Source organism: Sphingomonas oligoaromativorans, from assembly GCF_011762195.1.
Classification (GTDB): domain Bacteria; phylum Pseudomonadota; class Alphaproteobacteria; order Sphingomonadales; family Sphingomonadaceae; genus Solisphingomonas; species Solisphingomonas oligoaromativorans.
This window is the reverse complement of record NZ_JAASQK010000001.1, coordinates 368,854-390,529: the sequence shown is the minus strand read 5'-3', so window position 1 is coordinate 390,529 and position 21,676 is coordinate 368,854. Positions and strand designations below refer to the sequence as shown.

Below are 21,676 nucleotides of genomic sequence, written 5' to 3'. Positions count from 1 at the left end.
CGCTAAGTCGCGGGTATCATGATCCTCGTCATCGACAATTACGACAGCTTCACCTGGAACCTCGTCCACTATTTCCAGGAGCTGGGGGCCGCCGTCGAGGTGGTGCGCAACGACCAGATCGGCGTCGGCCAGGCCATGTCGAGCAAGGCGGAAGCCTTCCTCATCTCGCCCGGCCCCTGCACGCCCAACGAGGCGGGGATCAGCCTGGAGCTGGTGGAAGCCTGCGCCAGAGAGGGCAAGCCGCTGCTCGGCGTCTGCCTCGGCCATCAGGCGATCGGGCAACAGTTCGGCGGCACCGTGTCACGCGCCCGCCAGCTCATGCACGGCAAGACCAGCCTCGTCACGCATGACGGCACCGGCATCTTCGAAGGTCTGCCTTCCCCCTTCACCGCGACGCGCTATCACTCGCTGATCGTCGAGGAGGGTGATCTGCCTGCCGATCTGGTGGTCAACGCCCGCAGCGAGGACGGCACGATCATGGGCTTCCGCCACAAGACGCTCCCCATCCACGGCGTGCAGTTCCACCCGGAAAGCATCGCCACCGAACATGGCCATGCGATGCTCGCCAACTTCATGCGGCTGGCGGGCATGTCGGTCAGCGAGCGCCTGGCGGTATGAGCACGCTGGCGCTGCTCCCCGATCCGTCGAGCCCTCTGGAGTTCGAGACGGCGGAAGCCGCCTTCGCCGACATCCTCGACGGCCGCGTATCGGATGCGGAAATCGCCGGCTTCCTGACCGGCCTGACGCTCCGCGACGAAACCTCGATCGAGATCGCCGCCGCCGCCCGCGCGCTGCGGGAGCGGATGATCGAGGTGAAGGCGCCGACAAGCGCCATCGACGTGTGCGGCACGGGCGGCGACGGAGCGCACAGCCTCAACATCTCCACCGCCGTGTCGATCGTTGTCGCCGCCACCGGCGTGCCCGTCGCCAAACATGGCAACCGCGCCGCCTCCTCCAAGGCGGGCGCCGCCGACACGCTGGAGGCGCTGGGCCTCGATCTGGACCGCGCCTCCGCCACGGCGGAAGAGACGCTGGCCGAACTCGGCCTCGCCTTCCTCTTCGCGCAGAAGCACCATCCGGCGCTGGGCCGCCTCGCGGCGGTGCGCAAGGCGATCGGGCGGCGGACGATCTTCAATCTGATCGGCCCGCTCTGCAATCCGGCACGCACGCCGCGCCAGCTCGTCGGCGTCGCGCGGACCGATTATCTCCCCACCGTCGCGCAGGCCATGACGCTGCTCGGCACCGAGAGCGCGATGATCGTCGCGGGCGACGAGGGCCTGGACGAACTTTCCATCGCGGGCGGCAGCCGGGTGGTCCGCATCGGCGCCTGTGGCGATCGCGAGGAACATGTCTTCCCCGCGCATGTCGGCGTCGCTCCGCATCCGCTGACGGCGGTGCGCGGCGGCGACGCTGCCTACAACGCAGCCGCGCTGCTGGCGCTGCTCCGGGGGGAACGCGGGCCGTATCGCGATGCGGTGCTGCTCAACGCCGCCGCCGCGCTGATCGTCGCGGACAAGGCGTCCGACTGGATGGAAGGCGCCGCCATCGCCGCCGAAGCCCTCGACAGCGGCGCGGCCGACCGCCTGCTGCAACGCTGGATCGCATATTGATGAGCACCATTCTCGACCGTATCCTCGAAGCCACCCGCGAGGAGGTCGCCCGGCGCAAGGCGGCCGTCTCGCTCGCCGACATGGAAGCGCGAGCCCGCGCCCTCCCCGCCCCGCGCGGCTTCGCGGCGGCGCTCACCGAGAAGGCGAAGACCGGCCACGCCCTCATCGCCGAGATCAAGAAGGCGAGCCCCTCCAAGGGGCTGATCCGCGAGGATTTCGATCCCCCCGCCCATGCCCGCGCCTATGAGGCCGGCGGCGCGGCCTGCCTCTCGGTGCTGACCGACAAGCCCTGGTTCCAGGGCGACGAGGCCTTCCTGATCGCCGCGCGCGAGGCCTGTTCGCTGCCCGCGATCCGCAAGGACTTCATGGTCGATCCCTGGCAGGTGGCCGAGGCCCGCGCCATCGGGGCGGACGCGATCCTCATCATCGTCGCGGCGCTCGACGACACCCAGATGGCCGAGATCGAGGCCGCCGCGATCGAACATGGCATGGACTCGCTGATCGAAGTCCATGACGAGGCCGAGCTGGAGCGCGCTTTGCGCCTGAAATCCCGCCTGATCGGCGTCAACAACCGCGATTTGCGTGATTTCACCGTCGATCTCGGCCGCACCGAGGCGCTGGCGAAGCGGATGCCCGAAGGCACCCAGATCGTCGCGGAGAGCGGCCTCGCCACCAAGGCGGATCTCGATCGGCTGGCGGCGGCGGGCGTCCACCGCTTCCTCGTCGGCGAGACGCTGATGCGGCAGGCGGACGTCGCCGCGGCCACCCGGAAGCTGCTCGCCGGCGCATGACCGGGGGCCTCACCCACCTCGACGCCGATGGCGCGGCGCGCATGGTCGATGTCTCGGCCAAGCCCGTCACCCTGCGCGAGGCGACCGCCACCGGCCATATCGCCATGTCAGAAGGGGCCGCGCAGGCCATCCGCGAAGGTGCGGTGAAGAAAGGCGATGTCCTCGCCGTCGCGCGCATCGCCGGCATCACGGCCGCCAAGCGCACCGCCGATCTCATCCCGCTCTGTCACCCGCTGCCGATCTCCGGCGTGACGCTCGACCTCACGGTGGGCGAGGCGCAAGCCACCGCCACCGCGACCGTCCGCACCACCCACGGCACCGGCGTCGAGATGGAGGCGATGACGGCCGTTTCCGTGGCGCTCCTCACCATTTACGACATGGCGAAGGCGCTCGATCGCGGCATGACGATCGGCGGCGTGCGCCTCCTCGCCAAGTCGGGCGGCCGCTCTGGCGACTGGCGGGCCGAGCCGTGAGCCTGCTGCCGGTGGCCGACGCGCAGGCGCGGCTGCTCGCGCTCGCGGAGCCGCTGCCGGAAGAGCAGGCTCCGCTCGCGGAGGCCGTCGGCCGCTGGGCCGCCCGCGACATCGCGGCGCTGCGCGATCAGCCGGGCTTCGATCTTTCGGCGATGGACGGCTATGCCATCCGCTATGCCGAGCGGCCCGGCCCCTGGACGATCGTCGGCGAAAGCGCGGCGGGGGCGGGCTTCGACCGTCCCCTCTCCTCCCATGAGGCCATCCGCATCTTCACCGGCGCGCCGATGCCAGAGGGCGCCGACAGCGTGCTCGTGCAGGAAGAGGCGACGCGCGAGGGCGATCAACTGCGCATGGCCGGCGAAGGCCCCCGCAAGGAAGGCGGCAATGTCCGCCCGCGCGCGGTGGATTTCGCGGCGGGCACGATCCTCGTCCCCACGGGCGCCGCCATCACCGCCCGCCATGTCGGCCTCGCCGCGATCGGTGGCCACGGGACGCTTCCCGTCCGGCGGCGCGCGCGGATCGCGCTGATCTCCACCGGCGACGAACTGGTGCCGCCCGGCGCTCCGCTATCGGGCGCGCAGCTCCCCGCCTCCAATGCGGCGATGCTGGCCACGCTCCTCGCCGGCCGGCCCGCCGAAGTGCTCGACCGGGGCATTGTCCGCGACGATCTCGACGCGATCAGCGAAGCCTTCCGCGCGGCCGCCTCGGAGGCGGATGTCATCGTCACCACCGGCGGCGTGTCGGTCGGTGACCGCGATCTCGTCCGCCCGGCACTGGAAAGGGCCGGCGCCACGCTCGATTTCTGGCGCGTCGCGATGCGACCGGGCAAGCCGCTGCTGGCGGGCACGCTCGGCGGCGCGATCATCCTCGGCCTGCCGGGCAACCCGGTGTCGAGCTATGTCACCGCGCGCCTGTTCCTCCTGCCGCTGATCGCCCGGCTCGGCGGCGCCAGCGACCCGCTGCCCCCCTCCCGCCTGCTGCCGCTCGGCGTCGATCTGCCGGCCAACGGCCCGCGACAGGACTATCTGCGCGCCCGCATCGAGGATGGCCGCGCCTATGCCCCCGACGGGCAGGACTCCGCCGCGATGGTCGCGCTGGCCGCCGCGGACGGGCTGATCGTCCGCCCGGCTCATGCCCCGGCCGCGCGTGCCGGCGACTCCGTGGAAATGCTCATTCTGGACTGAACGAGGCCGTTGACAGGTTCCTCGAAGTTGCCTACACGTTCGCCATCCGTTCCTTTTACGGGGCCGTTTTGCTCGGGGACCGCAGATGCTGACGCGCAAGCAACATGAGCTTCTCTGCTTCATCCATGATCGACTGAACGAGACCGGCGTCTCGCCGTCGTTCGAGGAGATGAAGGATGCGCTCGATCTGAAGTCGAAGTCGGGCGTACACCGGCTGATCCGCGCGCTGGAGGAGCGCAGCTTCATCCGCCGCCTGCCCAACCGCGCCCGCGCGCTGGAGGTGGTGCGGATGCCCGAGCGCACGATCGCGCCGCCACCGTCTTCGGCCCAGCCCTCCCCCGCGCCGAAGGTGCCGGTCGCGGCCAATGACAGCGTCATCGAGCTGCCGCTCCACGGTCGCATCGCGGCCGGTATGCCGATCGAGGCGATGGAGGGTCAGTCGAGCCTCTCCGTCCCCGCCGCGCTGCTGGGGCCAGGCGAGCATTATGCGCTGGAGGTCTCCGGCGATTCGATGATCGAGGCCGGCATCCTCGACGGCGACTATGCGCTCATCCGCCGCACCGAAACGGCGCGGGACGGCGAGATCATCGTGGCGCTGATCGACGATGCGGAAGCGACGCTCAAATATTTCCGGCGCGAGGGGCAGATGGTCCGGCTCGATCCCGCCAACCACATCTATTCGCCGCAGCGTTACAAGGCCGATCAGGTGCGCGTGCAGGGGCGCCTCGCGGGGCTTCTCCGCCGCTACTGAACGACCGGCTCAATCACCCTCCTTGCGCCAGGCCGAGGCTGGCGGGTCCGGTCTGGCGATCATGGCCCAGGGATGGTCCCCCTCCAGGCCCACAACGCTGTCGATGGTCGATCGCCGCAGGTGGATCGCGATGCCGCCGGTCCGTTCGAGAAGGTCGCGATCGGCCTTGAGCCAGCGGGGGCGACACCAGCCCGGCAGGCGGCGGTCGCTCGCGACGATGTCGGCGGCGGCGCAGGCGGGCTCCATCATCGCCCGATCGATCCGGTAGGCGCTGCGCGTGGCAAGCAGATGCCAGGGCCGGCCATCCCGGATCAACGTCGCCGCGCAGGCATCCAGGTTGCAGCGCGCACCCGGCCATTGATCGAGCGTCACCGCCTCGTCCCCATCGCGGCCGGAGAGTTCGGACAGGGTGTTGCGGACATAATCGCCCGTCCGTTCTCGAAGGAGCGCGATATGGCCATCCTCTCCGCGAACCGCGAGATGGCGGCCATCGCCGGTGATGAAGATATCCGGCGGCGATGCGCCGAGCGTCATCGCCAGCCCTGCGGCCATGGCGATCAGGCCGAAGAGCCGCACTCTTGTCCGCCATAGGGCGAGCCACAATCCCCCCGCCATGGTCAGCGCGAAGGCCGCGCGCGACATGGTCGGCACGAAGGTCACCGCGCCGGGCAGGCCGCCGACATGATGCGCGATCCCCAGCAGCACGCCGAGCGCCTTGCCCGTGAGCCACCATAAGGGCGCCCCCAAACCGACAAGATCGAACAGCAGCGCCAGCGCCTCCGCCGGCATGATGACGAAAGTGGTGAGGGGGATAGCGACGATATTGGCGGCCGCCCCATAGAGGCCCGCGCGGTGGAAGTGGAAGATGGCGATCGGCGCGAGCCCGGCTTCCACCACGAGCCCGGTCAGCAACAGCGCGACAAGCTCGCGGGTCCGGGCACGCAGGACGCTCTCCTCCCGCGCCTCGAAGGTGCGCCGCGTCCAGCCCAGCTCATGGAAGGCCACGATCGACAGGATCGCGGCGAAGCTGAGCTGGAAGCTCGGCCCCGCCGCCGCGTCCGGCCAGATCAGCACGCAGAGCAATGCCCCCGCCGCCACCAGACGCAACGTCATCGCCTCGCGGCCGAGCGCCATGCCGCCCAGCACCACGAGCGCCGCGATCAGCGAGCGCACGGTCGGCACCTCGGCGCCCGTCAGCAGCGTGTAGGCGATGCCGGTCGCCGCGCCGATGCCCGCGGAGATCAGCAGCAGCGGCGCGCGTAGCGCCAGCCAGGGGCTCAGCGACAGGAGGCGCAGCACGATCAGCATCGTCGCGCCCACGGCGGCCGTCAGGTGCAGGCCGCTCACCGACAGGAGATGGGCGAGCCCGGAATTGCGGAAGGCCTGATTGTCAGCCTCCGTGACGGCCCCCATGTCGCCGGTGATGAGCGCCGCCGCCACGCCGCCGCGCCCGCCGGGAAGCTGCGTCAGGATATGCCGCGTGAGCAGGATGCGCGCATCCGCCAGCCATTGCGCGGGTCCGCCGGACGGCGCGGGCGCGATCAGCCGCACCGGCTCCAGCGCCCGCCCGGTCGCGCCGATGCCCTGGAACCACGCGACCGCCGCATAGTCATAGGCGCCCGGCACGGCGGCCGAGGGCGGCGGCACCAGCCGCGCGCGCAACGCCACTTCCGCGCCGGGCAGCAGCCCCGCCGGCGCCTTGTCCTCCGGGATCGTCACCCGCACCCGCGCCGGCAATCCCGCGCCGGCCGCCGGACGGAGCAGCAGCCGCACCGCCTCGCGCGCCGGCAACGGCTCGACCCGCTCGATCGCCCCCGCGAAGCGGACGACCTCGGGGCGGGCCAGCCTTTCTCCGCCGCCACTCCACGCGGCCTTGCCCCACACCAGCCCGCAACCGAACGCCGCCGCCAGCGCGAAGATCGCGAGCGCCCGCCCGGCCCGTCCGCCACGCCCGAAAGCCAAGCCCGCGAGCGCCACCGCCGCCATCGCCAGCAGGAAGCCCGACCATGCCCGTGGCGACGGCAACCAGAACCAAGCGGCCACCCCCGCGACCAGCCCGACCGGCAACCAGAGCGGCAATTGCTCGCGTTCCGCCTCCAGCCAGGCTTCGAGTCGCGCGGACAGGGCCGAACAGGCGCGGTAAGCACCTGATATAAAGCGCGTTTGTCGCCCCCGAAACGCTATGCTAGGGCCGCCCGCAATATCCCCCATGGGGCCAGCTTGGAGAAAGTGCGCGTGGGCGCAAGCAACGACGACATCAACGGTACTCCATCGGCATCGGCGGGCTCGCCCGGCCAGGTCGTCACCCGTTTCGCACCCTCGCCGACGGGCTATCTCCACATCGGCGGCGCGCGCACCGCGCTCTTCAACTGGCTCTGGGCCAGGCATACCGGCGGCAAGTTCCTGCTGCGCATCGAGGATACCGATCGCGCGCGCTCGACGCAGGGCGCGATCGACGCGATCCTCGACGGCATGAAGTGGCTCGGCCTCGATTGGGACGGCGACGAGATATACCAGTTCGCCCGCGCCAGCCGCCATGCCGAGGTCGCCTTCGACCTGCTGGAGCGCGGCCATGCGTACAAGTGCTTCGCCACCGCCGAGGAGCTGGAGGAGATGCGCGCCCAGCAGCGCGCCAACAAGCTTCCGCTCCGCTATGACGGCCGCTGGCGCAACCGCGATCCCAGGGAGGCGCCGGAGGGCGCGCCCTTCGTCATCCGTCTGAAGGCCGAGACCGAGGGCGAGACGACCATCGACGATCTCGTCCAGGGCCAGGTGACGGTGCGCAATTCCGAGCTGGACGACATGGTCCTGCTCCGCTCGGACGGCACGCCGACCTACATGCTCGCCGTGGTGGTGGACGATCACGACATGGGCGTCACCCACGTCATCCGCGGCGACGATCATCTCAACAACGCCTTCCGCCAGCTCGGCATCATCCGTGCGATGGGCTGGCCGGTGCCGGTCTATGGCCATGTGCCGCTGATCCACGGGCCGGACGGGGCGAAGCTCTCCAAGCGGCACGGCGCGCTCGGCGTCGAGGCCTATCGCGACGAGATGGGCATCCTGCCGGAAACGCTTTCGAACTATCTCCTGCGGCTCGGCTGGGGCCATGGCGACGAGGAGATCATCGACCGAGCCCGCGCGATCGAGATTTTCGATGTCGCCGGCATCGGCCGTTCACCCGCGCGCACCGATCAGAAGAAGCTCGAAAACCTCAACGGCCATTATATCCGCGCCGCGTCGGACGAACGGCTCACCGAACTGGTCGCGCCGATGGTGGAAAGCCGAGTCGGCCGCGAACTCGCTGAAAAAGATCGCGATCTTTTGCGTCGCAGCATGGCCGTCTTGAAGGTTCGTGCCAAGGATTTGATGGAATTGGCCGAGGGTGCGACTTTTCTTTTTCGCACTCGCCCCCTAGATATTGATGACCGTGCCCAAGCCCTTCTTTCGGGTGAAGGCGCGTCTCTGCTTGCCGCTACGGCACGCGCGCTGGAGCCCATGGAGTGGTCGGCCGAAGCGCTCGAATCGGCGGTTCGCGGTGTGTCCGAAGAGGCCGGCGTCGGTCTCGGCAAGGTGGCCCAGCCGCTTCGCGCGGCGCTCACCGGCCGAACGACGTCGCCGGGCATCTTCGACGTGCTGTTGCTGCTTGGGCGGGAGGAAAGCCTTGCGCGCCTCGCCGACCAGGTAACGGCAGCTTGATCTGACGGCGCCACAAGCCCGGTCCCGGGCCTCCGTGGTGACCATATTGGAGGAAGAAGAAATGGCTGACGGCACCGCCAAGCTGGCGCTCGGCGACAAGAGCTTCGATTACAAGCTCATGTCGGGCACGGTGGGCCCGGACGTGATCGATATCCGCAAGCTTTATGCAGACACGGATGTGTTCACCTACGATCCCGGCTTCACCTCGACGGCGAGTTGCCAGTCGGGCCTCACCTATATCGATGGCGACAAGGGCGTGCTGCTCCACCGCGGCTACCCGATCGGCCAGCTCGCCGAGCAGTCGAGCTTCATGGAGGTCGCCTATCTGCTGCTGAAGGGCGAGCTGCCGTCGGCCGGCGAGCTGAAGACCTTCAACAACACCATCACGCGCCACACCATGGTGCATGAGCAGCTCTCGACCTTCTTCCGCGGCTTCCGTCGCGATGCGCACCCGATGGCGGTGATGTGCGGCGTGGTCGGCGCGCTGTCGGCCTTCTATCATGACTCGACCGACATCAACGATCCGGTGCAGCGCGAGATCGCCAGCCACCGCCTGATCGCCAAGATGCCGACGATCGCCGCGATGGCGTACAAATATTCGGTCGGCCAGCCGTTCGTCTATCCGAAGAACGATCTGAGCTACACCGGCAACTTCCTGCGCATGACCTATTCGGTCCCGGCGGAGGAATATGAGGTCGATCCGGTCATCGAATCGGCGATGGACAAGATATTCATCCTCCACGCCGATCACGAGCAGAACGCGTCGACCTCGACCGTGCGTCTCGCCGGTTCGTCGGGCGCCAATCCGTTCGCGTGCATCGCGGCCGGCATCGCCTGCCTGTGGGGGCCGGCGCATGGCGGCGCCAACGAAGCGGCGCTCAACATGCTCCGCGAGATCGGCACGCCGGATCGCATCCCCGAATATATCGCGCGCGCGAAGAACAAGGACGATCCGTTCCGCCTGATGGGCTTCGGCCATCGCGTGTACAAGAACTACGATCCGCGCGCGACCGTGATGCAGAAGACCGCGAAGGACGTGCTGGCGAAGCTCGGCGTCAGCGATCCGATCTTCGACGTCGCGCATGAGCTTGAGCATATCGCGCTCAACGATCCGTACTTCATCGACAAGAAGCTCTACCCGAACGTGGACTTCTATTCGGGCATCATCCTGTCGGCGATCGGCTTCCCGACGACGATGTTCACCGTTCTCTTCGCGCTCGCCCGCACCGTGGGCTGGGTGGCGCAGTGGAACGAGATGATTACCGATCCGGCCCAGAAGATCGGCCGCCCGCGTCAGCTCTATAACGGCCCGACGCAGCGCGACTATGTGCCTGTCAGCCAGCGCTGATCGACCCTAGTCCTCGAACAGGAAGGGGCGGTCGCGATGCGGCCGCCCTTTTCTTTTGCCCTGGGAGGAGGGCCGCGTCAGGCGGCGGGGAGCGTGAAGACGAAGCGCCCGCCGTGCTCGCTCCCATCCTCGATGGTGATGTCGCCGCCCATCGCACGGGCCAGCCGGCGCGAGATGTAGAGCCCGAGGCCGGCACCCGGCTCTCGGGTGCCCAGCCGCTCGAACTTCTCGAAGACGCGCTCGCGGTTTTCCGGGGCGATGCCGTCGCCCTGATCGATGACGATCGCCGCCGCGACGTCGCCGCGCTTCTCCACCGACACGCGCACCGTCGAGCCCGCCGGCCCGAAGCGCACCGCGTTGCCGATCAGGTTGAGCAGCACCTGGAGCGAGCGCTTGAAATCACCGATCGCACCGAGCGCCTCGGCCAGATCGGGTTGCTCGATCCGCATATCCTTGTCGTCCGCGCGCACCGAGAGCAGCCCCGCCGCGCGGCGGGCGAGGTCCGCCATGTCGAGCGCCTCGCTTTCGACCTCGAGGTCTGCGCCCTCCACCGCCTCCAGATCGGCGAGATCGTCGATCAGGCCGAGCAGGTGGCGCCCCGCATGAGCGATATCGCCGGCATAGGCGTTGTAATCGGCGCGGACCGGGCCTTCGTCCTGCTCGCGGATCTGCTCGGCGACTGCGACGATGCGGTGCAACGGCGTCCGCAGCGCCGTCTCGATCCGGCGCGCGAAGGCACTGCCGCCCTCCCCCTGCGGTTCGGCCGGCCTGGCGGGGCGCGGCTCGGGCACGGCTTGGCCATTGAGCGCGAAACCGCCGCCGCGAAAGCCCGTCACTTCACCCGCCGCATCGAGCACGGGAACGCCGGCCAGCCGGAAGCGCCGGTCGGTGCCGCGCAGCGTGACATATTGCTCGTCGAAGGGGCGGCGCTGCGCCAGCGCGTCGAGCAGCGGCAGGCCGCCGGACGGCGCCTCGTCGAGCACGAACAGCCGTGTCAGCGGATCGCCCAGCGCCGGCCCGGCGCCATCGGCCACCAGCGCCGCCATCCCCTCGGAGGAAAGCGCGATCAGGCGCAGCGCCGCGTCGCTGTCCCAAGACCAGTCGGCATCGGCGCGGAGGAAATCGGCATCGCGCGCGGATGGCCGGGCGGAGGGCAAGGGCGCGGCCGCCAGCCGCCGCGTCCAGCTCGCGATGGTGAAGGACACCTCGTCGCCTTCGGGGACCGCACGAACCCAGAGGTCGAGATCCTCCTCGCCATCCGCCGCCAGTACGGAGCGCGCGACCGGAATGCCCAGCCGCCGCACCAGCCGGGCCAGCGAGGCGAGCTGCGGCACCGCGAGCGGGCCGCCCTCTCCGCCGCCGGCGCGCGCGTGCAGATCGGCCAGCGCCGCGTCCGCCGCGATCAGCCGCCCGTCGACATCGACGCGGCCGCGGACCGGGCTGTCATCGGGCGTCAGCATCGCCGTCCCGCCAGCGCCGCGAGCGCATCGCGATAATGGAGATCGAGCCGGGTGCGCCGCACCGCCGCCCGCGCGGCATCCACCGGCAGATCGATATAGGCCTCGACCAGCGTTGCCGCCGTCTCCGCCGGGTCCACGCCGAAGCCGCGATCGAGGCCGAGCGCCAGCGCGAGGATCATCGCCGCCGCGATCCCGCGCTCGACGTCGCAGGCGCGCAGCAGCACGGCGAAACGCGCCGGATCGGTGAGCATCGCGCGGGCGTCGTCGAAGCCGATACCGGCCCTGACGGCGAGCAGCGCCGCGAGGCTCGCCACGCGCCCCGCCGCCAGAGTACCGGCGAGCAGGCTATCGTCCAGTTCCCCGGCGGTGAAGAGACTGTGGGCCAGACGCATGGCGGCGGGCGCGATGCCCTCGCCCTCGTCGATCGCGGCAAGCGCGCGCGCCACGGCAGCGGCCGCGGTGCGGTGGAGCGCGTCCTCGCTCTCCCCCTCGGCCAGCACGCGGTCGGCGAGGCAGGCGGCCACTTGCCAGAAGAGCGCATGGCGATCCTCGGCGGAGAGATCGTGGAGCGGCAGCAGCGGATCGCCGGTGCGCTCGGTACGGGCGGCTTCGGCCGCGCGGACGGCGAAACTCTCGCTGGCGAACTCGCCGCCGATGGGATCGAGCCGGTGGGCGCCGGGGCCTTCGGCCTCGCTCGCGCCGCGCACCAGCGCCGCCGCCAGCCGATGCTCCTCGGCCCGCAGCAAGGCCGCCGCGGCAAGTCCCGATCGGGCGAGCAACCCAGCCGAGACGAAGCGATCCGCCAGCAGGCCGGGCGTCCCGGTGTCGAGCGCGGGCTCGGCCGCTCGCAGCGCCAGTTCTGCCGTATAGATGGCAGCGCGGATCAGCAGACCGGATCGCGCGCGCGTCTCGTCGTCGATGCCGAAGGAAGGCGGGCGGGACAGCTCGACCCCGGCCGCCGCGACGCGATCGCCGAGCAGCGCCTCCGCCTCATGCGCAGCGGCAAGAAGCGCCACGGTGGGCATGGTCGAACCTGTCTGCGTCACGAACATGATAGCAGCGCTTAGCCCCACGTCGTTAAAATCCGCCTAAGCAACCGGATCGGGATCGCCGCTCGGGAGACGCAAGCCCAACGCCGCACACCGCTTTGGGAAATGGGATCGCCGCCGGCGGTCAGGAGATCAGGAGATATTCCGCCCCGCAGGAGCAGCGCCAATGATCGCCCTCGTCCACCTCGGCCCGTTGGGAGCGCTGGCCGCAGCTCATGCAGATGCGGCCGGGAGCCTGCGCATTGGTGCGGCGAAGTTCGGCGAGAAGCTCGGCGGTGCCCTGCGTGGGGAGCATCGCGTCCTCAAGCATCAGCGGTCGCGACAAGATCCGGGACAGGATTTTGGACCCCAGCATCGCATCCCCCTTCGTCCGTGGGCTTCTCCAGCATGGAACGGGATAGTTAACATCCGGTAGAATACAAATAATCCAGAAGTCTAAGGCTCAGGCCTTTCCTCGCGCCGCCCTGACGAGGCGATGCTGGGTGACGGCGAAGGAAGCGGCGGCATACAGGCCCAGCACCGCCAGCCCGGCCAGCGTCTGCTGGATGAAGACGAAGGGGATGAAGAGCAGCGTCAGCGCGTCCACGTCCGCCGTCCAGCCGGGCGAGCGCGGGCCGTCGCCCAGCAACCGCAACGCCAGCCGCTCGCGCGCCATCGCCGCCATCACCGCGACGATGCCGATGCCGAGCACCAGCGATGCCGGGTTGGCGCTCGCCTTGTGGCAGGCGAAGGCGAGCAGCCCGAGCCCCATCGCCCCTGCCCGCGCCAGCGCGATCCGGTCCTCCACCGATCCCGGCGACAATCGCAGCGATGCGAGCAGCCGCCCCGTCGCATCGAGCAGCGCGCCGAGCACGAGCAGCAGCAGCCCCGCCGCCAGCCAGCCTCGCCACAGCATTGGCACGGCGACCACCGCGGCCCCGATCCCACCCCAGCGCAGCCAGCGCGATTCGATGGGCCGATCGAGGATGACGCCCGAAATCGCCCGCGCCAGCGGCCCATAGAGCAGCCGTGCCGGCCAGCCTTCCCCCTCGCGATCGACGGCGAAGCTCGCCTCGGTCGCGGCGCGGGCGCCGGCACGGGAACGCACCAGCATCGCCGGGAAGGGCTCGCCGAGCCCGGCCCCGTCCGCGATGTCCACCCGCCGCGCGGAAGACCCGACCGCGCGGCGCAGCAAGGTCGAATGCAGATCCCAGTCGCCCAGCATCGCGACCGTCTTGCGCAGCGTGTCGCCCGAGACCAGCGCCAGCCCCGCCCAGTGCGCGCCGGCGTCGATTCGCTCGAACCCGCCGGAGCCGCCGCCTTCGCCGATGGTCAGCAATCCGGGCGCAGGCCCCGCCACCAGCCGCGCGATCGCCTCATGGCCGACCACCGCGCCATCCGCGAAGACGAGCACGCGCTCGTCGGGATGGAAGCGATCCGCCGCATCGCCGGCGCTGCGCGCGACATCGATGGTGATATTATCCCGCCGCAGCCGATCGATCGCGCCGGTCAGACCTGCCGGCAACCGTTCGATCAGCAACACGACATGGCTCGCCCCGGCGGCGGCGGCGAGCCGCGCCTGCCGTTCGACCAATGTACGACCCGCGACCGACAGCGTGCCTACCAGCCCGCTGCCATCATCCGCCTCGCGCACTGCCGCGATCAACGCTGCCAGCGCCACGCCTCAACTCCCCAAAAACGCATGAAACCGGGATAGACGGGTGCGAGCCCGAATGCCAACCCGCTGGCGCAACGATCCGCTCGCCAATCCGTGCCCGCCCCGCGTTGGCGTGACTATTCCACCGGCCGCGCTTGGGTGTAAGAAGGCGACCATGAACAGGGGGGCCTATTGGGCGGGTACACCGCTTCAGTCCGACGACCAGGAGTCCGTGGCGGCGCCTGTGTCTTCCCATGCCGATTCGATGCCGGGCATCGCGCAGGCTGATCTCGCCGACGAAGAGGCGATCGGGCCGCCGCCCGCCACGACGGCGGAGAAGGTGGTGCTGGCGCTGTTCGGCGTCGCCGCCTTCGCCTGGATCGCGACGGTGGTCGGGCTGGCGCTGAACGGGCTGGGCTCCGGCCCGGTCGCGCTCGGCGATGTCGCGCGCGGCATCAGCATGGCCACGGGGCCGCTGGCGCTGATCGTGGCGCTGCTGATCCTGTGGCAGCGCAATTCCGCCCGCGAGGCGCAGCGCTTCGCCGATGTGGCGCGTTCGGTCCGCATGGAATCGCTGGCGCTGGACGCGGTGCTGGGCCTCGCCTCGCGCCGCCTCGCCGAGGATCGCCTTGCCGTCGCCGAACAGGCCGATCGCCTGCTGCTGCTCGCCGACCAGACCTCGGTGAAGCTGCGCGAGGCGACCACGGACATCGCCCGCGAGATCGCCGAACTCGGCCGCCAGACACGCGACCTCGACGCCGCCGCCGGCACCGCGCGGGTCGACATGGGCGTGCTGCTCGCCGACCTGCCGCGCGCCGAGGAGCAGACCCGCAGCCTCGCCGAGCGCATCCGCACCGCCGGCGTGGGCGCGCATGAGCAGGCCGCGGCCCTCGACGCGACGCTCGCCAACCTCACCGCGCGCGCCAAGGATGCCGAGGATGGCACGTCCGGCGCCGCCAACCGCCTCTCCGCGCAGATTTCCCAGATTTCCGGTGCCAGCGAAGTCGCCGCGCGCGGCATCGAGGATGCCTCGAACCGCATGACCAGCTCGGTCGACGGCGTGCTCGAACGCGCGACCGCTGCCGTCGAGCGCACGCGCGAAGGCATCATCGCGCAGGGCGAGGCGATCAACGCGATGATCGACCGCGCGCAGACCTCCGCAGAGGCCGCCGCGCAGCAGGCCGCCGACGCGCTGGCACGGCAGGACGGGCTCGGCTCCTCGATGATCGAGCGCATCCAGCGCGGCCTCGCCCATGTCGAGGCGCGCTTCGCCGAGCTGGACGAGACGGGCCGCGCCCGCACAGAGCGGCTGGGCGACGCGCTCGGCCAGCTTGGCGGGCATATCGAGCGGGTCATGGCCTCGCTCAATGACGGGGGCACGGCCGCCACCACCTTCATCAACCGCGCCGAGACGCTGCGCGGCGCGATCGCCGCCTGCGTGACCGAGCTGGGCGAGACGCTGCCCGCCGCCCTCTCCGAGCTGGAGAGCCAGGCCGCGCGCAGCCGCGAGCTGGTCGCCTCCGCCGGCCCCGAGGCCGAGCGCCTCAACGAGGCCGCCCGCGCCGCCTCCACGGCGCTTGATGCCGCCCGCACCGCGCTCGACGAGCGCCGCGCCGCGATCGACACGCTGGCCGAGGCGATCGACCAGCGCCTCGCCGCCGCCCGCGACGGCACCACCACATTGGGCGAGGCCATCACGCAGGTAGACCGCGAGGCGGTGAAGCTGGCCGACGCCACCTCGCCCAAGCTGGTCGAGGCGCTGATCCGCGTCCGCGAGACCGCCACGCAGGCCGCCGAGCGCGCCCGCGAGGCGCTGGGCACGATCATACCGCGCAGCGCCGAGGCGCTCGGGGATGCCGGCCGCAAAGCGCTGGAGCAGGCCGTGGTCGATCAGGTCGATGGCCAGATCGCCCGTGTCGCGGCGGTGTCCGAAGCGGCGGTCGAGGCCGCGCGCTCGGCGACCGCCCGGCTGGAGGAGCAGCTCGGCCGCATCGCGGAGACGAGCGCCTCGGTCGACACGCAGATCGCCGAGGGCAAATCCACGGTCGAGAATGCCGATCGCGACAATTTCTCGCGGCGCGTGGCATTGCTGATCGATTCACTCAACTCGACGGCGATCGACGTCACCAAACTGCTCTCCAACGAGGCCAGCGACAGCGCCTGGGCGTCCTATCTGCGCGGTGACCGGGGCGTGTTCACCCGCCGCGCGGTGAAGCTGATCGAGAATGGCGAGGCCCGTGAAATCGCCCGCCATTACGAGGAAGACCCCGAGTTCCGCGAGCAGGTGAACCGCTACATCCACGATTTCGAGGCGCTGCTCCGCCCGATCCTGACGACCCGCGACGGCTCGACGCACGCGGTCATCATGCTCTCGTCGGATATGGGCAAGCTCTACGTCGCCCTCGCCCAGGCGATCGCCCGCCTGCGCTCCTGATACGCGAAAGGCCGGCGGGGATGCCCCCTGCCGGCCTTTTCTTTCTGTCGCGGCTCTCCCCTCCCGTCATCCTGTTTCGTCGCCCGTCATCCTGACGAAAGTCAGGATCCAGAGCCGCAAATGGCCCTGGATCCCAGAGCAAGTCCGGGATGACGAAGGCGGGCGAGGATGACGAAGGATGCAGAGGGCGACGAAGGTTTTGGAAACTGACCAAGCGGCTCAGGGAATGCGGCCCGCCGCAGCCGAGGAAATCTGAACGTCGATCCACCCTTCCGCGTGGACGAACCAGAAGGCCGCCAGCAGCACCGCCGCGACCAGACTCGTCCGCCACACGACCGTCCACGGGCGGAAATCGTGCGGCGCGCTCTCGGCATGGCCGATCACCGGCTTCTCGCCCGCTTCCTCCGCCGTCCGCGCGCTGAACGGGAGGACGACGAACAGCGTGATGAACCAGAACAGGAAATAGATCGCGACGAGCGAAAACCAGCGCATTCGGCCTGTGCCTCCCCGAAAGGCCGTCCGCGCGGCCCTTCGGGGATGAAGGCTACACCCGCAGCAGCAGGACGTCGACCACGGGCTTCTTGCCCGTCCACGCGGTCGCGCGGCGGCGGACGCCGAGGCGGATCGCCTCGCGCAGCTTGGCCTCGTCACGCGGCCCCGCCTCCAGCGCATCGAGCGCGGCCTCAGCGGCATCCTCGATGAAATCCTCACGGTCCTCTTCCACAGGGAGGCCCTGCACGGCGATCTGGGGCCGCCCCTTGGCCTTGCCCGCCTTGTCCACCGCAATGGCAACGGACACCAGACCATTGGCCGCGAGCTTGCGCCGCTCGTTCATCGTCGTGCCGTTGGCGGACAGGATCACGTCGCCGTCGAGCACCAGCCGGCCGGCACGCTCATGGCCGACGATCTTCGGCCCCTCCGGCGCCAGGCGGACGACGTCGCCATTCACCTGCACCAGAGTGCGCGGCACGCCGAGCGAGGCGGCGAAGCGCGCATGTTCGGCCATGTGGCGGCGCTCGCCATGGACGGGGACGACGGTCTCCGGCTTCAGCCAGCCATAGAGCGCCTCGATCTCCGGCCGCCCCGGATGGCCCGAGACGTGGATATGCGCCTGCCGCTCCGTCACCATGCGGATGTTGCGGGCGGCGAGCGCGTTCTGGACGATGCCGATCGCCTCCTCGTTGCCGGGGATCTGCTTCGACGAGAACAGCACCGTGTCGCCCTCGGAGAGCTTCAGCTTGTGGCTGTCGTGCGCGATGCGGCTGAGCGCGGCGCGGGCCTCGCCCTGCCCGCCGGTCGCGATAATCATCAGATCCTTGGGCGGCAGGCGCATCGCGGTGTCGAAATCGACCGTCGGCGGAAAATCGAGCAGATAGCCCGCCGCCTTGGCGATCTTGATGATGCGATCGAGCGAGCGGCCCGCGACGCAGACCTGCCGCCCGGTCGCGACCGCCACCTGCCCCAGCGTCTGCACGCGGGCGGCGTTGGAGGCGAAGGTGGTGATGAGGACGCGCTTGTCCGCCTCGCCGACGAACCGCTCCAGATCGGCGCGCACGCTCGATTCCGAGCCCGACGGCTCCGGGTTGAACACGTTGGTGCTGTCGCCCATCAGCGCCAGCACGCCTTGTCTGCCGATCGCCTTCAGCGCTTCCGCGCTGCTTGGCTGGCCGATCACCGGATTCTCGTCGAGCTTCCAGTCTCCGGTGTGGAAGACGCGACCGTAAGGCGTGTCGATCAGCAGCGCGTTCATCTCGGGGATGGAGTGCGCCAGCGGCACCCACTCGACCGAGAACGGCCCGAGCTTCAGCGGCTCGCCTTCCTTGACGATCTTCACCGTCACGCGGTCGGTGAGCCCCTCTTCCTCCAGCTTGGCGTGGATGAGCCCGGCGGTGAACCGCGTCGCGTAGATCGGCACGCCGAGGTCCAGCGCCATATAGGGGATGGCGCCGATATGATCCTCATGCCCGTGGGTCACGACGAGGCCGAGCAGATCCTCCTGCCGTTCCTCGATGAACGCGAGATCGGGCAGCACCACGTCGATGCCGGGATAGGCCGGGTCCGCGAAGCTGAGGCCGAGGTCCGCCATCAGCCACTTGCCGCGGCAGCCATAGAGATTGACGTTCATGCCGATCTCCCCCGAGCCGCCAAGGGCCAGGAACAGGAGCTCGTCGCCGGGTTTGGTCATCAATAATCCTTAAGTCCGCGGCAAACGGCGATGCATCATCGCCAGGCCGGTAATGGTGAGATCGGGCTCGATCGCATCGAACACCGATGTATGTTTATCGAACAGCGATGCGAGCCCGCCGGTGGTGACAACCTTCACGGGCCGGCCGATTTCCGCGCGCATCCGCGAAACCAGCCCCTCGATCATGGCGATATAGCCCCAATAGATGCCGATCAGCATCTGATCTTCGGTGGTGCGCCCGATGACGCCCGGCTTCTCGGGCGCGGCGATCGCGATGCGCGGCAGCTTGGCGGCGGCGGCCACCAGCGCATCGAGCGACAGGTTGATGCCCGGCGCGATGATGCCGCCCTTGTATGCGCCCGAATAATCCACGACGTCGAACGTCGTCGCCGTGCCGAAGTCGATCACGATCTTGTCGCCGGGGTGGAGCGCATGGGCCGCGATCGCGTTGACCGCGCGGTCCGCGCCGACCGTATGCGGCTCGGGGACGTCGAGCGTGATGCCCCAGTCCATCGGCGGGCGCCCCGCGACGAGCGGCTCCACGCCGAAATATTTGGTGGCCAGCACCTCCAGATTGTGGAGCGCGCGCGGCACCACGGTGGAGATGATGACCGCGCTCACGGCGCTGCGTTCGATGCCCTCGAGCGCGAGGAGCTGATGCAGCCACACGGCATATTCATCGGCGGTACGGCGTGCATCTGTGGCGATGCGCCAGCGGGTGCGGATCACGGGCGCGTCGCCGCCCTGCGCCACCAGCGCGAAGACGATATTGGTATTGCCGGCGTCAATGGCAAGCAGCATACGCTCAATCCCGGATCAGGAAGATGTCGGCGGCGTGAATGACATGGCTCGCCCCGTCCGCCAAGCGGAGCCTGAGCGCGCCGCCCTCGTCCAGCCCCTCGAACAGCCCGTCGAGGCTGGTGCCGTCGGGGAGCCGCGCCGTCAGCGCGCTGCCGGCCGGGTGAGCGCGCTCCAGCCAGCGGGCACGCACCGGGGCCAGCCCCTCGCCCCGCCAGCGGCCCAGCCAGCGCGCGAAGGCCTCGGCCAGCGTATGGACGAACTGGTCAGAATCGGGCGCCGTGCCGGTCAGCGCCGGGAAGCTCGTCGCCTCGCGATCGAGCCCGGTCGGATGCCCCGCGAGATTGACGCCGAAGCCGATCACCACCGCATCGTCGGCGCGCTCCAGCAGGATGCCCGAGAGCTTGGCCCCGTCGACCAGCAGGTCATTCGGCCATTTGAGCATGGCGGTGACGCCATAGGCCCCGGCCGCCTCCGCCAGCGCCACGGCGGCGACCAGCGCCAGCGTCGGCGCGGGCGGCTCGCCGGAGCGGACACGCACCAATGTGCTGGCGAAGAGATTGCCCTCGGGGGACACCCACGCCCTGCCCTGACGTCCACGCCCGGCCGTCTGGCGCTCGGCCCGCAGCCACAGCCCCTCGGCCGCCCCCTGCCGCGCGAGCGCCGCCACGTCGTCGTTGGTCGACGCCGTCTCGGCCACGGTGCGGATATCGAGCATCGTCATGGGCTTACCCCATATAGCAACGGGGATCCGGCGTCCTGGTTGCCCAGGAACACCGAATCCCCATCCACTAAGAGGCCCTGATGCGTCAGACGGATCAGAACAGAGCGTTCGCGGCGGTCTGCGTGATCCGGCCGAGCGGCCCGATCATCAGATAGCCGAGCGGCGAGACGAACAGCGCCGCCAGCGCGATCAGCACGCCCTCGATCATCGAGCGGGACGGCGCCAGAACGCCGGCCGGCTCGTCGAAGTAGATCGTCTTGACGATCTTGAGATAATAGAAGGCGCCGATCACCGAGGTCGCGATGCCGATCATGGCGAGCGGCCACATGTCGACCCGCACCAGCGCGTCGAACACCATGAACTTCGGCCAGAAACCGAACAGCGGCGGGATACCGGCCAGCGAGAACATGAAGATCGCGAACGCCGCCGCCAGCGCCGGGCGCGTGCGCGACAGGCCGGAGAGCGCGGCGATCTGCTCGGTCGGCGTGCCGTCGGCGGTCCGCATCTGGAGGACGCAGATCAGGCTGCCCAGCGTCATCACGATATAGACCGTCATGTAGGTCATCACCGCGGACGCGCCGTAGGCCGTGCCGGCGACGAGCCCGAACAGGGCGAAGCCGACATTGTTGATCGACGAGTAAGCGAGCAGGCGCTTGATGTTGGTCTGCCCGATCGCACCCACCGCGCCGAGGATGGTGGAGGCCAGCGCGCAGAAGATGATGATCTGGCGCCATTCGCCCGTCGCCGGACCCATCGCCTCGATCGCCACGCGGACGGTCAGCGCCATCGCCGCGACCTTCGGGGCCGAAGCGAAGAAGGCGGTCACCGGCGTCGGCGCGCCTTCATACACGTCCGGCGTCCACATGTGGAACGGCACGGCCGAGATCTTGAAGGCGAGACCGGCGAGAACGAACACCAGCCCGAACAGCAGGCCCGAGCCCATGCTCGCCTTCATCGCGGCGGCGACGCCGACGAAGCTGGTCGTGCCCGAGAAGCCGTAGAGCAGCGAGATGCCATAGAGCAGGATGCCCGAGGCCAGCGCGCCCAGCACGAAATACTTCAGGCCCGCTTCCGCCGAACGATCGTCACGACGCAGGAAGCTCGCGAGGACGTAAGCGGCAAGGCTCTGGAGTTCGAGGCCGACATAGAGCGTCAGCAGGTCGACCGCCGACACCATCGTGCCCATGCCGACCGCCGAGAGCAGGATCAGCACCGGATATTCGGCGCGCATCTCGCCGTCGCGGTTGAAGAAACCGGGGGCGACGAGGATCGCGACCGCCGCGCCGACATAGATCAGCAGCTTGGCGAACGCCGCGAAAGGATCGGCCACATACAGGCCGTCATAGCCCAGCCCGCCCGAGCCCGCCGGCCCGAGCAGCGCCAGACCGGCGCCGGCCAGCAGCAAGACGCTGACCCAACTGATCGCCTTGGAAGCCTTGTCGCCCATCCAGGCGGCCGCCAGCATCAGCACGATCGCGCCGAAGGAAAGGATGATCTCCGGGAGGGAGAGCGCAAAGGAGTCGATATAGCTCAT

The 21,676-nt window shown here is 69.7% G+C and carries 19 protein-coding genes; 9 read left to right on the top strand and 10 right to left on the bottom strand.

Translation table 11 applies throughout. The features are described 5' to 3' along the window. Nucleotides 1-18 precede the first annotated feature (18 nt). From FHS98_RS02025 to lexA, 6 genes are all read left to right on the top strand, one after another. Nucleotides 19-618 carry an anthranilate synthase component II gene (locus FHS98_RS02025; RefSeq protein ID WP_167099027.1) on the top strand — a complete coding sequence of 200 codons (600 nt, stop codon included), beginning with the start codon at nucleotides 19-21 and terminating at the stop codon, nucleotides 616-618. Further along, nucleotides 615-1,610, top strand: a complete 996-nt coding sequence (gene trpD / locus FHS98_RS02020; RefSeq protein ID WP_167099024.1) for an anthranilate phosphoribosyltransferase — start codon at nucleotides 615-617, stop codon at nucleotides 1,608-1,610. The genes FHS98_RS02025 and trpD overlap by 4 nt, the downstream gene beginning before the upstream one ends. Continuing rightward, complete coding sequence (gene trpC, locus FHS98_RS02015) at nucleotides 1,610-2,401, top strand: indole-3-glycerol phosphate synthase TrpC (RefSeq protein WP_167099021.1); 792 nt, start codon at nucleotides 1,610-1,612, stop codon at nucleotides 2,399-2,401. Before trpD ends, trpC begins: the two co-directional genes overlap by 1 nt. Continuing rightward, complete coding sequence (gene moaC, locus FHS98_RS02010; protein WP_167099017.1) at nucleotides 2,398-2,874, top strand: cyclic pyranopterin monophosphate synthase MoaC; 477 nt, start codon at nucleotides 2,398-2,400, stop codon at nucleotides 2,872-2,874. The genes trpC and moaC overlap by 4 nt, the downstream gene beginning before the upstream one ends. Further along, nucleotides 2,871-4,058: a molybdopterin-binding protein gene (locus FHS98_RS02005; RefSeq protein ID WP_167099014.1), complete on the top strand. Its 1,188-nt coding sequence runs from the start codon at nucleotides 2,871-2,873 to the stop codon at nucleotides 4,056-4,058. The genes moaC and FHS98_RS02005 overlap by 4 nt, the downstream gene beginning before the upstream one ends. Before the next feature lie 85 nt (nucleotides 4,059-4,143). Next, nucleotides 4,144-4,809 (top strand): transcriptional repressor LexA, encoded by a 666-nt coding sequence (lexA, locus tag FHS98_RS02000; protein WP_167099011.1) that lies wholly within the window; start codon nucleotides 4,144-4,146, stop codon nucleotides 4,807-4,809. A gap of 9 nt (nucleotides 4,810-4,818) precedes the next feature. Here lexA and FHS98_RS01995 read toward each other — a convergent pair whose 3' ends face one another. Continuing rightward, the gene (locus FHS98_RS01995; protein ID WP_341786010.1) at nucleotides 4,819-6,852 is read right to left on the bottom strand and encodes a ComEC/Rec2 family competence protein; all 2,034 of its coding nucleotides are present in this window, start codon (nucleotides 6,850-6,852) and stop codon (nucleotides 4,819-4,821) included. 192 nt (nucleotides 6,853-7,044) lie between these two features. Here FHS98_RS01995 and gltX point away from each other — a divergent pair, with 192 nt between their 5' ends. Further along, nucleotides 7,045-8,508, top strand: a complete 1,464-nt coding sequence (gene gltX / locus FHS98_RS01990; protein ID WP_425057325.1) for a glutamate--tRNA ligase — start codon at nucleotides 7,045-7,047, stop codon at nucleotides 8,506-8,508. A gap of 61 nt (nucleotides 8,509-8,569) precedes the next feature. After that, nucleotides 8,570-9,856 carry a citrate synthase gene (locus FHS98_RS01985; RefSeq protein ID WP_167099005.1) on the top strand — a complete coding sequence of 429 codons (1,287 nt, stop codon included), beginning with the start codon at nucleotides 8,570-8,572 and terminating at the stop codon, nucleotides 9,854-9,856. A 77-nt stretch (nucleotides 9,857-9,933) separates the two neighbouring features. Here FHS98_RS01985 and FHS98_RS01980 read toward each other — a convergent pair whose 3' ends face one another. The 4 genes from FHS98_RS01980 to FHS98_RS01965 form a co-directional block, all read right to left on the bottom strand. Further along, nucleotides 9,934-11,316 (bottom strand): sensor histidine kinase, encoded by a 1,383-nt coding sequence (locus FHS98_RS01980; RefSeq protein WP_167099002.1) that lies wholly within the window; start codon nucleotides 11,314-11,316, stop codon nucleotides 9,934-9,936. Next, entirely contained in the window at nucleotides 11,310-12,362 is a 1,053-nt protein-coding gene (locus FHS98_RS01975) for a DUF2336 domain-containing protein (protein WP_167098999.1), read from the bottom strand. Before FHS98_RS01975 ends, FHS98_RS01980 begins: the two co-directional genes overlap by 7 nt. A 127-nt stretch (nucleotides 12,363-12,489) precedes the next feature. After that, entirely contained in the window at nucleotides 12,490-12,690 is a 201-nt protein-coding gene (locus FHS98_RS01970) for a hypothetical protein (protein ID WP_208401906.1), read from the bottom strand. Nucleotides 12,691-12,807: 117 nt separating this feature from the next. Continuing rightward, entirely contained in the window at nucleotides 12,808-14,025 is a 1,218-nt protein-coding gene (locus FHS98_RS01965) for a hypothetical protein (protein ID WP_167098993.1), read from the bottom strand. 151 nt (nucleotides 14,026-14,176) lie between these two features. Here FHS98_RS01965 and FHS98_RS01960 point away from each other — a divergent pair, with 151 nt between their 5' ends. After that, the gene (locus FHS98_RS01960; protein ID WP_167098990.1) at nucleotides 14,177-16,435 is read left to right on the top strand and encodes a coiled-coil domain-containing protein; all 2,259 of its coding nucleotides are present in this window, start codon (nucleotides 14,177-14,179) and stop codon (nucleotides 16,433-16,435) included. Nucleotides 16,436-16,654: 219 nt separating this feature from the next. Here FHS98_RS01960 and FHS98_RS01955 read toward each other — a convergent pair whose 3' ends face one another. From FHS98_RS01955 to nuoN, 5 genes are all read right to left on the bottom strand, one after another. Further along, on the bottom strand, nucleotides 16,655-16,927 hold the full coding sequence (locus tag FHS98_RS01955) for a DUF1467 family protein (RefSeq protein ID WP_167098987.1): 273 nt from the start codon (nucleotides 16,925-16,927) through the stop codon (nucleotides 16,655-16,657). 52 nt (nucleotides 16,928-16,979) lie between these two features. Continuing rightward, nucleotides 16,980-18,620 (bottom strand): ribonuclease J, encoded by a 1,641-nt coding sequence (locus FHS98_RS01950; RefSeq protein ID WP_167098984.1) that lies wholly within the window; start codon nucleotides 18,618-18,620, stop codon nucleotides 16,980-16,982. 9 nt (nucleotides 18,621-18,629) lie between these two features. Then, nucleotides 18,630-19,421, bottom strand: a complete 792-nt coding sequence (locus tag FHS98_RS01945; protein ID WP_167098981.1) for a type III pantothenate kinase — start codon at nucleotides 19,419-19,421, stop codon at nucleotides 18,630-18,632. A gap of 4 nt (nucleotides 19,422-19,425) precedes the next feature. Then, nucleotides 19,426-20,142 carry a biotin--[acetyl-CoA-carboxylase] ligase gene (locus FHS98_RS01940; RefSeq protein ID WP_167098978.1) on the bottom strand — a complete coding sequence of 239 codons (717 nt, stop codon included), beginning with the start codon at nucleotides 20,140-20,142 and terminating at the stop codon, nucleotides 19,426-19,428. 94 nt (nucleotides 20,143-20,236) lie between these two features. Further along, nucleotides 20,237-21,676 (bottom strand): NADH-quinone oxidoreductase subunit NuoN, encoded by a 1,440-nt coding sequence (gene nuoN / locus FHS98_RS01935; RefSeq protein ID WP_167098975.1) that lies wholly within the window; start codon nucleotides 21,674-21,676, stop codon nucleotides 20,237-20,239.

Bases quoted from the DNA above. Each gene is read 5' to 3' on its own strand.
- FHS98_RS01985 (WP_167099005.1), top strand. From the start codon at position 8,570: ATGGCTGACGGCACCGCCAAGCTGGCGCTCGGCGACAAGAGCTTCGAT.
- moaC (WP_167099017.1), top strand. From the start codon at position 2,398: ATGACCGGGGGCCTCACCCACCTCGACGCCGATGGCGCGGCGCGCATG.
- lexA (WP_167099011.1), top strand. From the start codon at position 4,144: ATGCTGACGCGCAAGCAACATGAGCTTCTCTGCTTCATCCATGATCGA.
- FHS98_RS01950 (WP_167098984.1), bottom strand. From the start codon at position 18,620: ATGACCAAACCCGGCGACGAGCTCCTGTTCCTGGCCCTTGGCGGCTCG.
- nuoN (WP_167098975.1), bottom strand. From the start codon at position 21,676: ATGAGCTATATCGACTCCTTTGCGCTCTCCCTCCCGGAGATCATCCTT.
- FHS98_RS01960 (WP_167098990.1), top strand. From the start codon at position 14,177: ATGAACAGGGGGGCCTATTGGGCGGGTACACCGCTTCAGTCCGACGAC.
- trpD (WP_167099024.1), top strand. From the start codon at position 615: ATGAGCACGCTGGCGCTGCTCCCCGATCCGTCGAGCCCTCTGGAGTTC.
- trpC (WP_167099021.1), top strand. From the start codon at position 1,610: ATGAGCACCATTCTCGACCGTATCCTCGAAGCCACCCGCGAGGAGGTC.
- FHS98_RS01940 (WP_167098978.1), bottom strand. From the start codon at position 20,142: ATGACGATGCTCGATATCCGCACCGTGGCCGAGACGGCGTCGACCAAC.
- FHS98_RS01955 (WP_167098987.1), bottom strand. From the start codon at position 16,927: ATGCGCTGGTTTTCGCTCGTCGCGATCTATTTCCTGTTCTGGTTCATC.
- FHS98_RS01980 (WP_167099002.1), bottom strand. From the start codon at position 11,316: ATGCTGACGCCCGATGACAGCCCGGTCCGCGGCCGCGTCGATGTCGAC.
- FHS98_RS02025 (WP_167099027.1), top strand. From the start codon at position 19: ATGATCCTCGTCATCGACAATTACGACAGCTTCACCTGGAACCTCGTC.
- FHS98_RS01945 (WP_167098981.1), bottom strand. From the start codon at position 19,421: ATGCTGCTTGCCATTGACGCCGGCAATACCAATATCGTCTTCGCGCTG.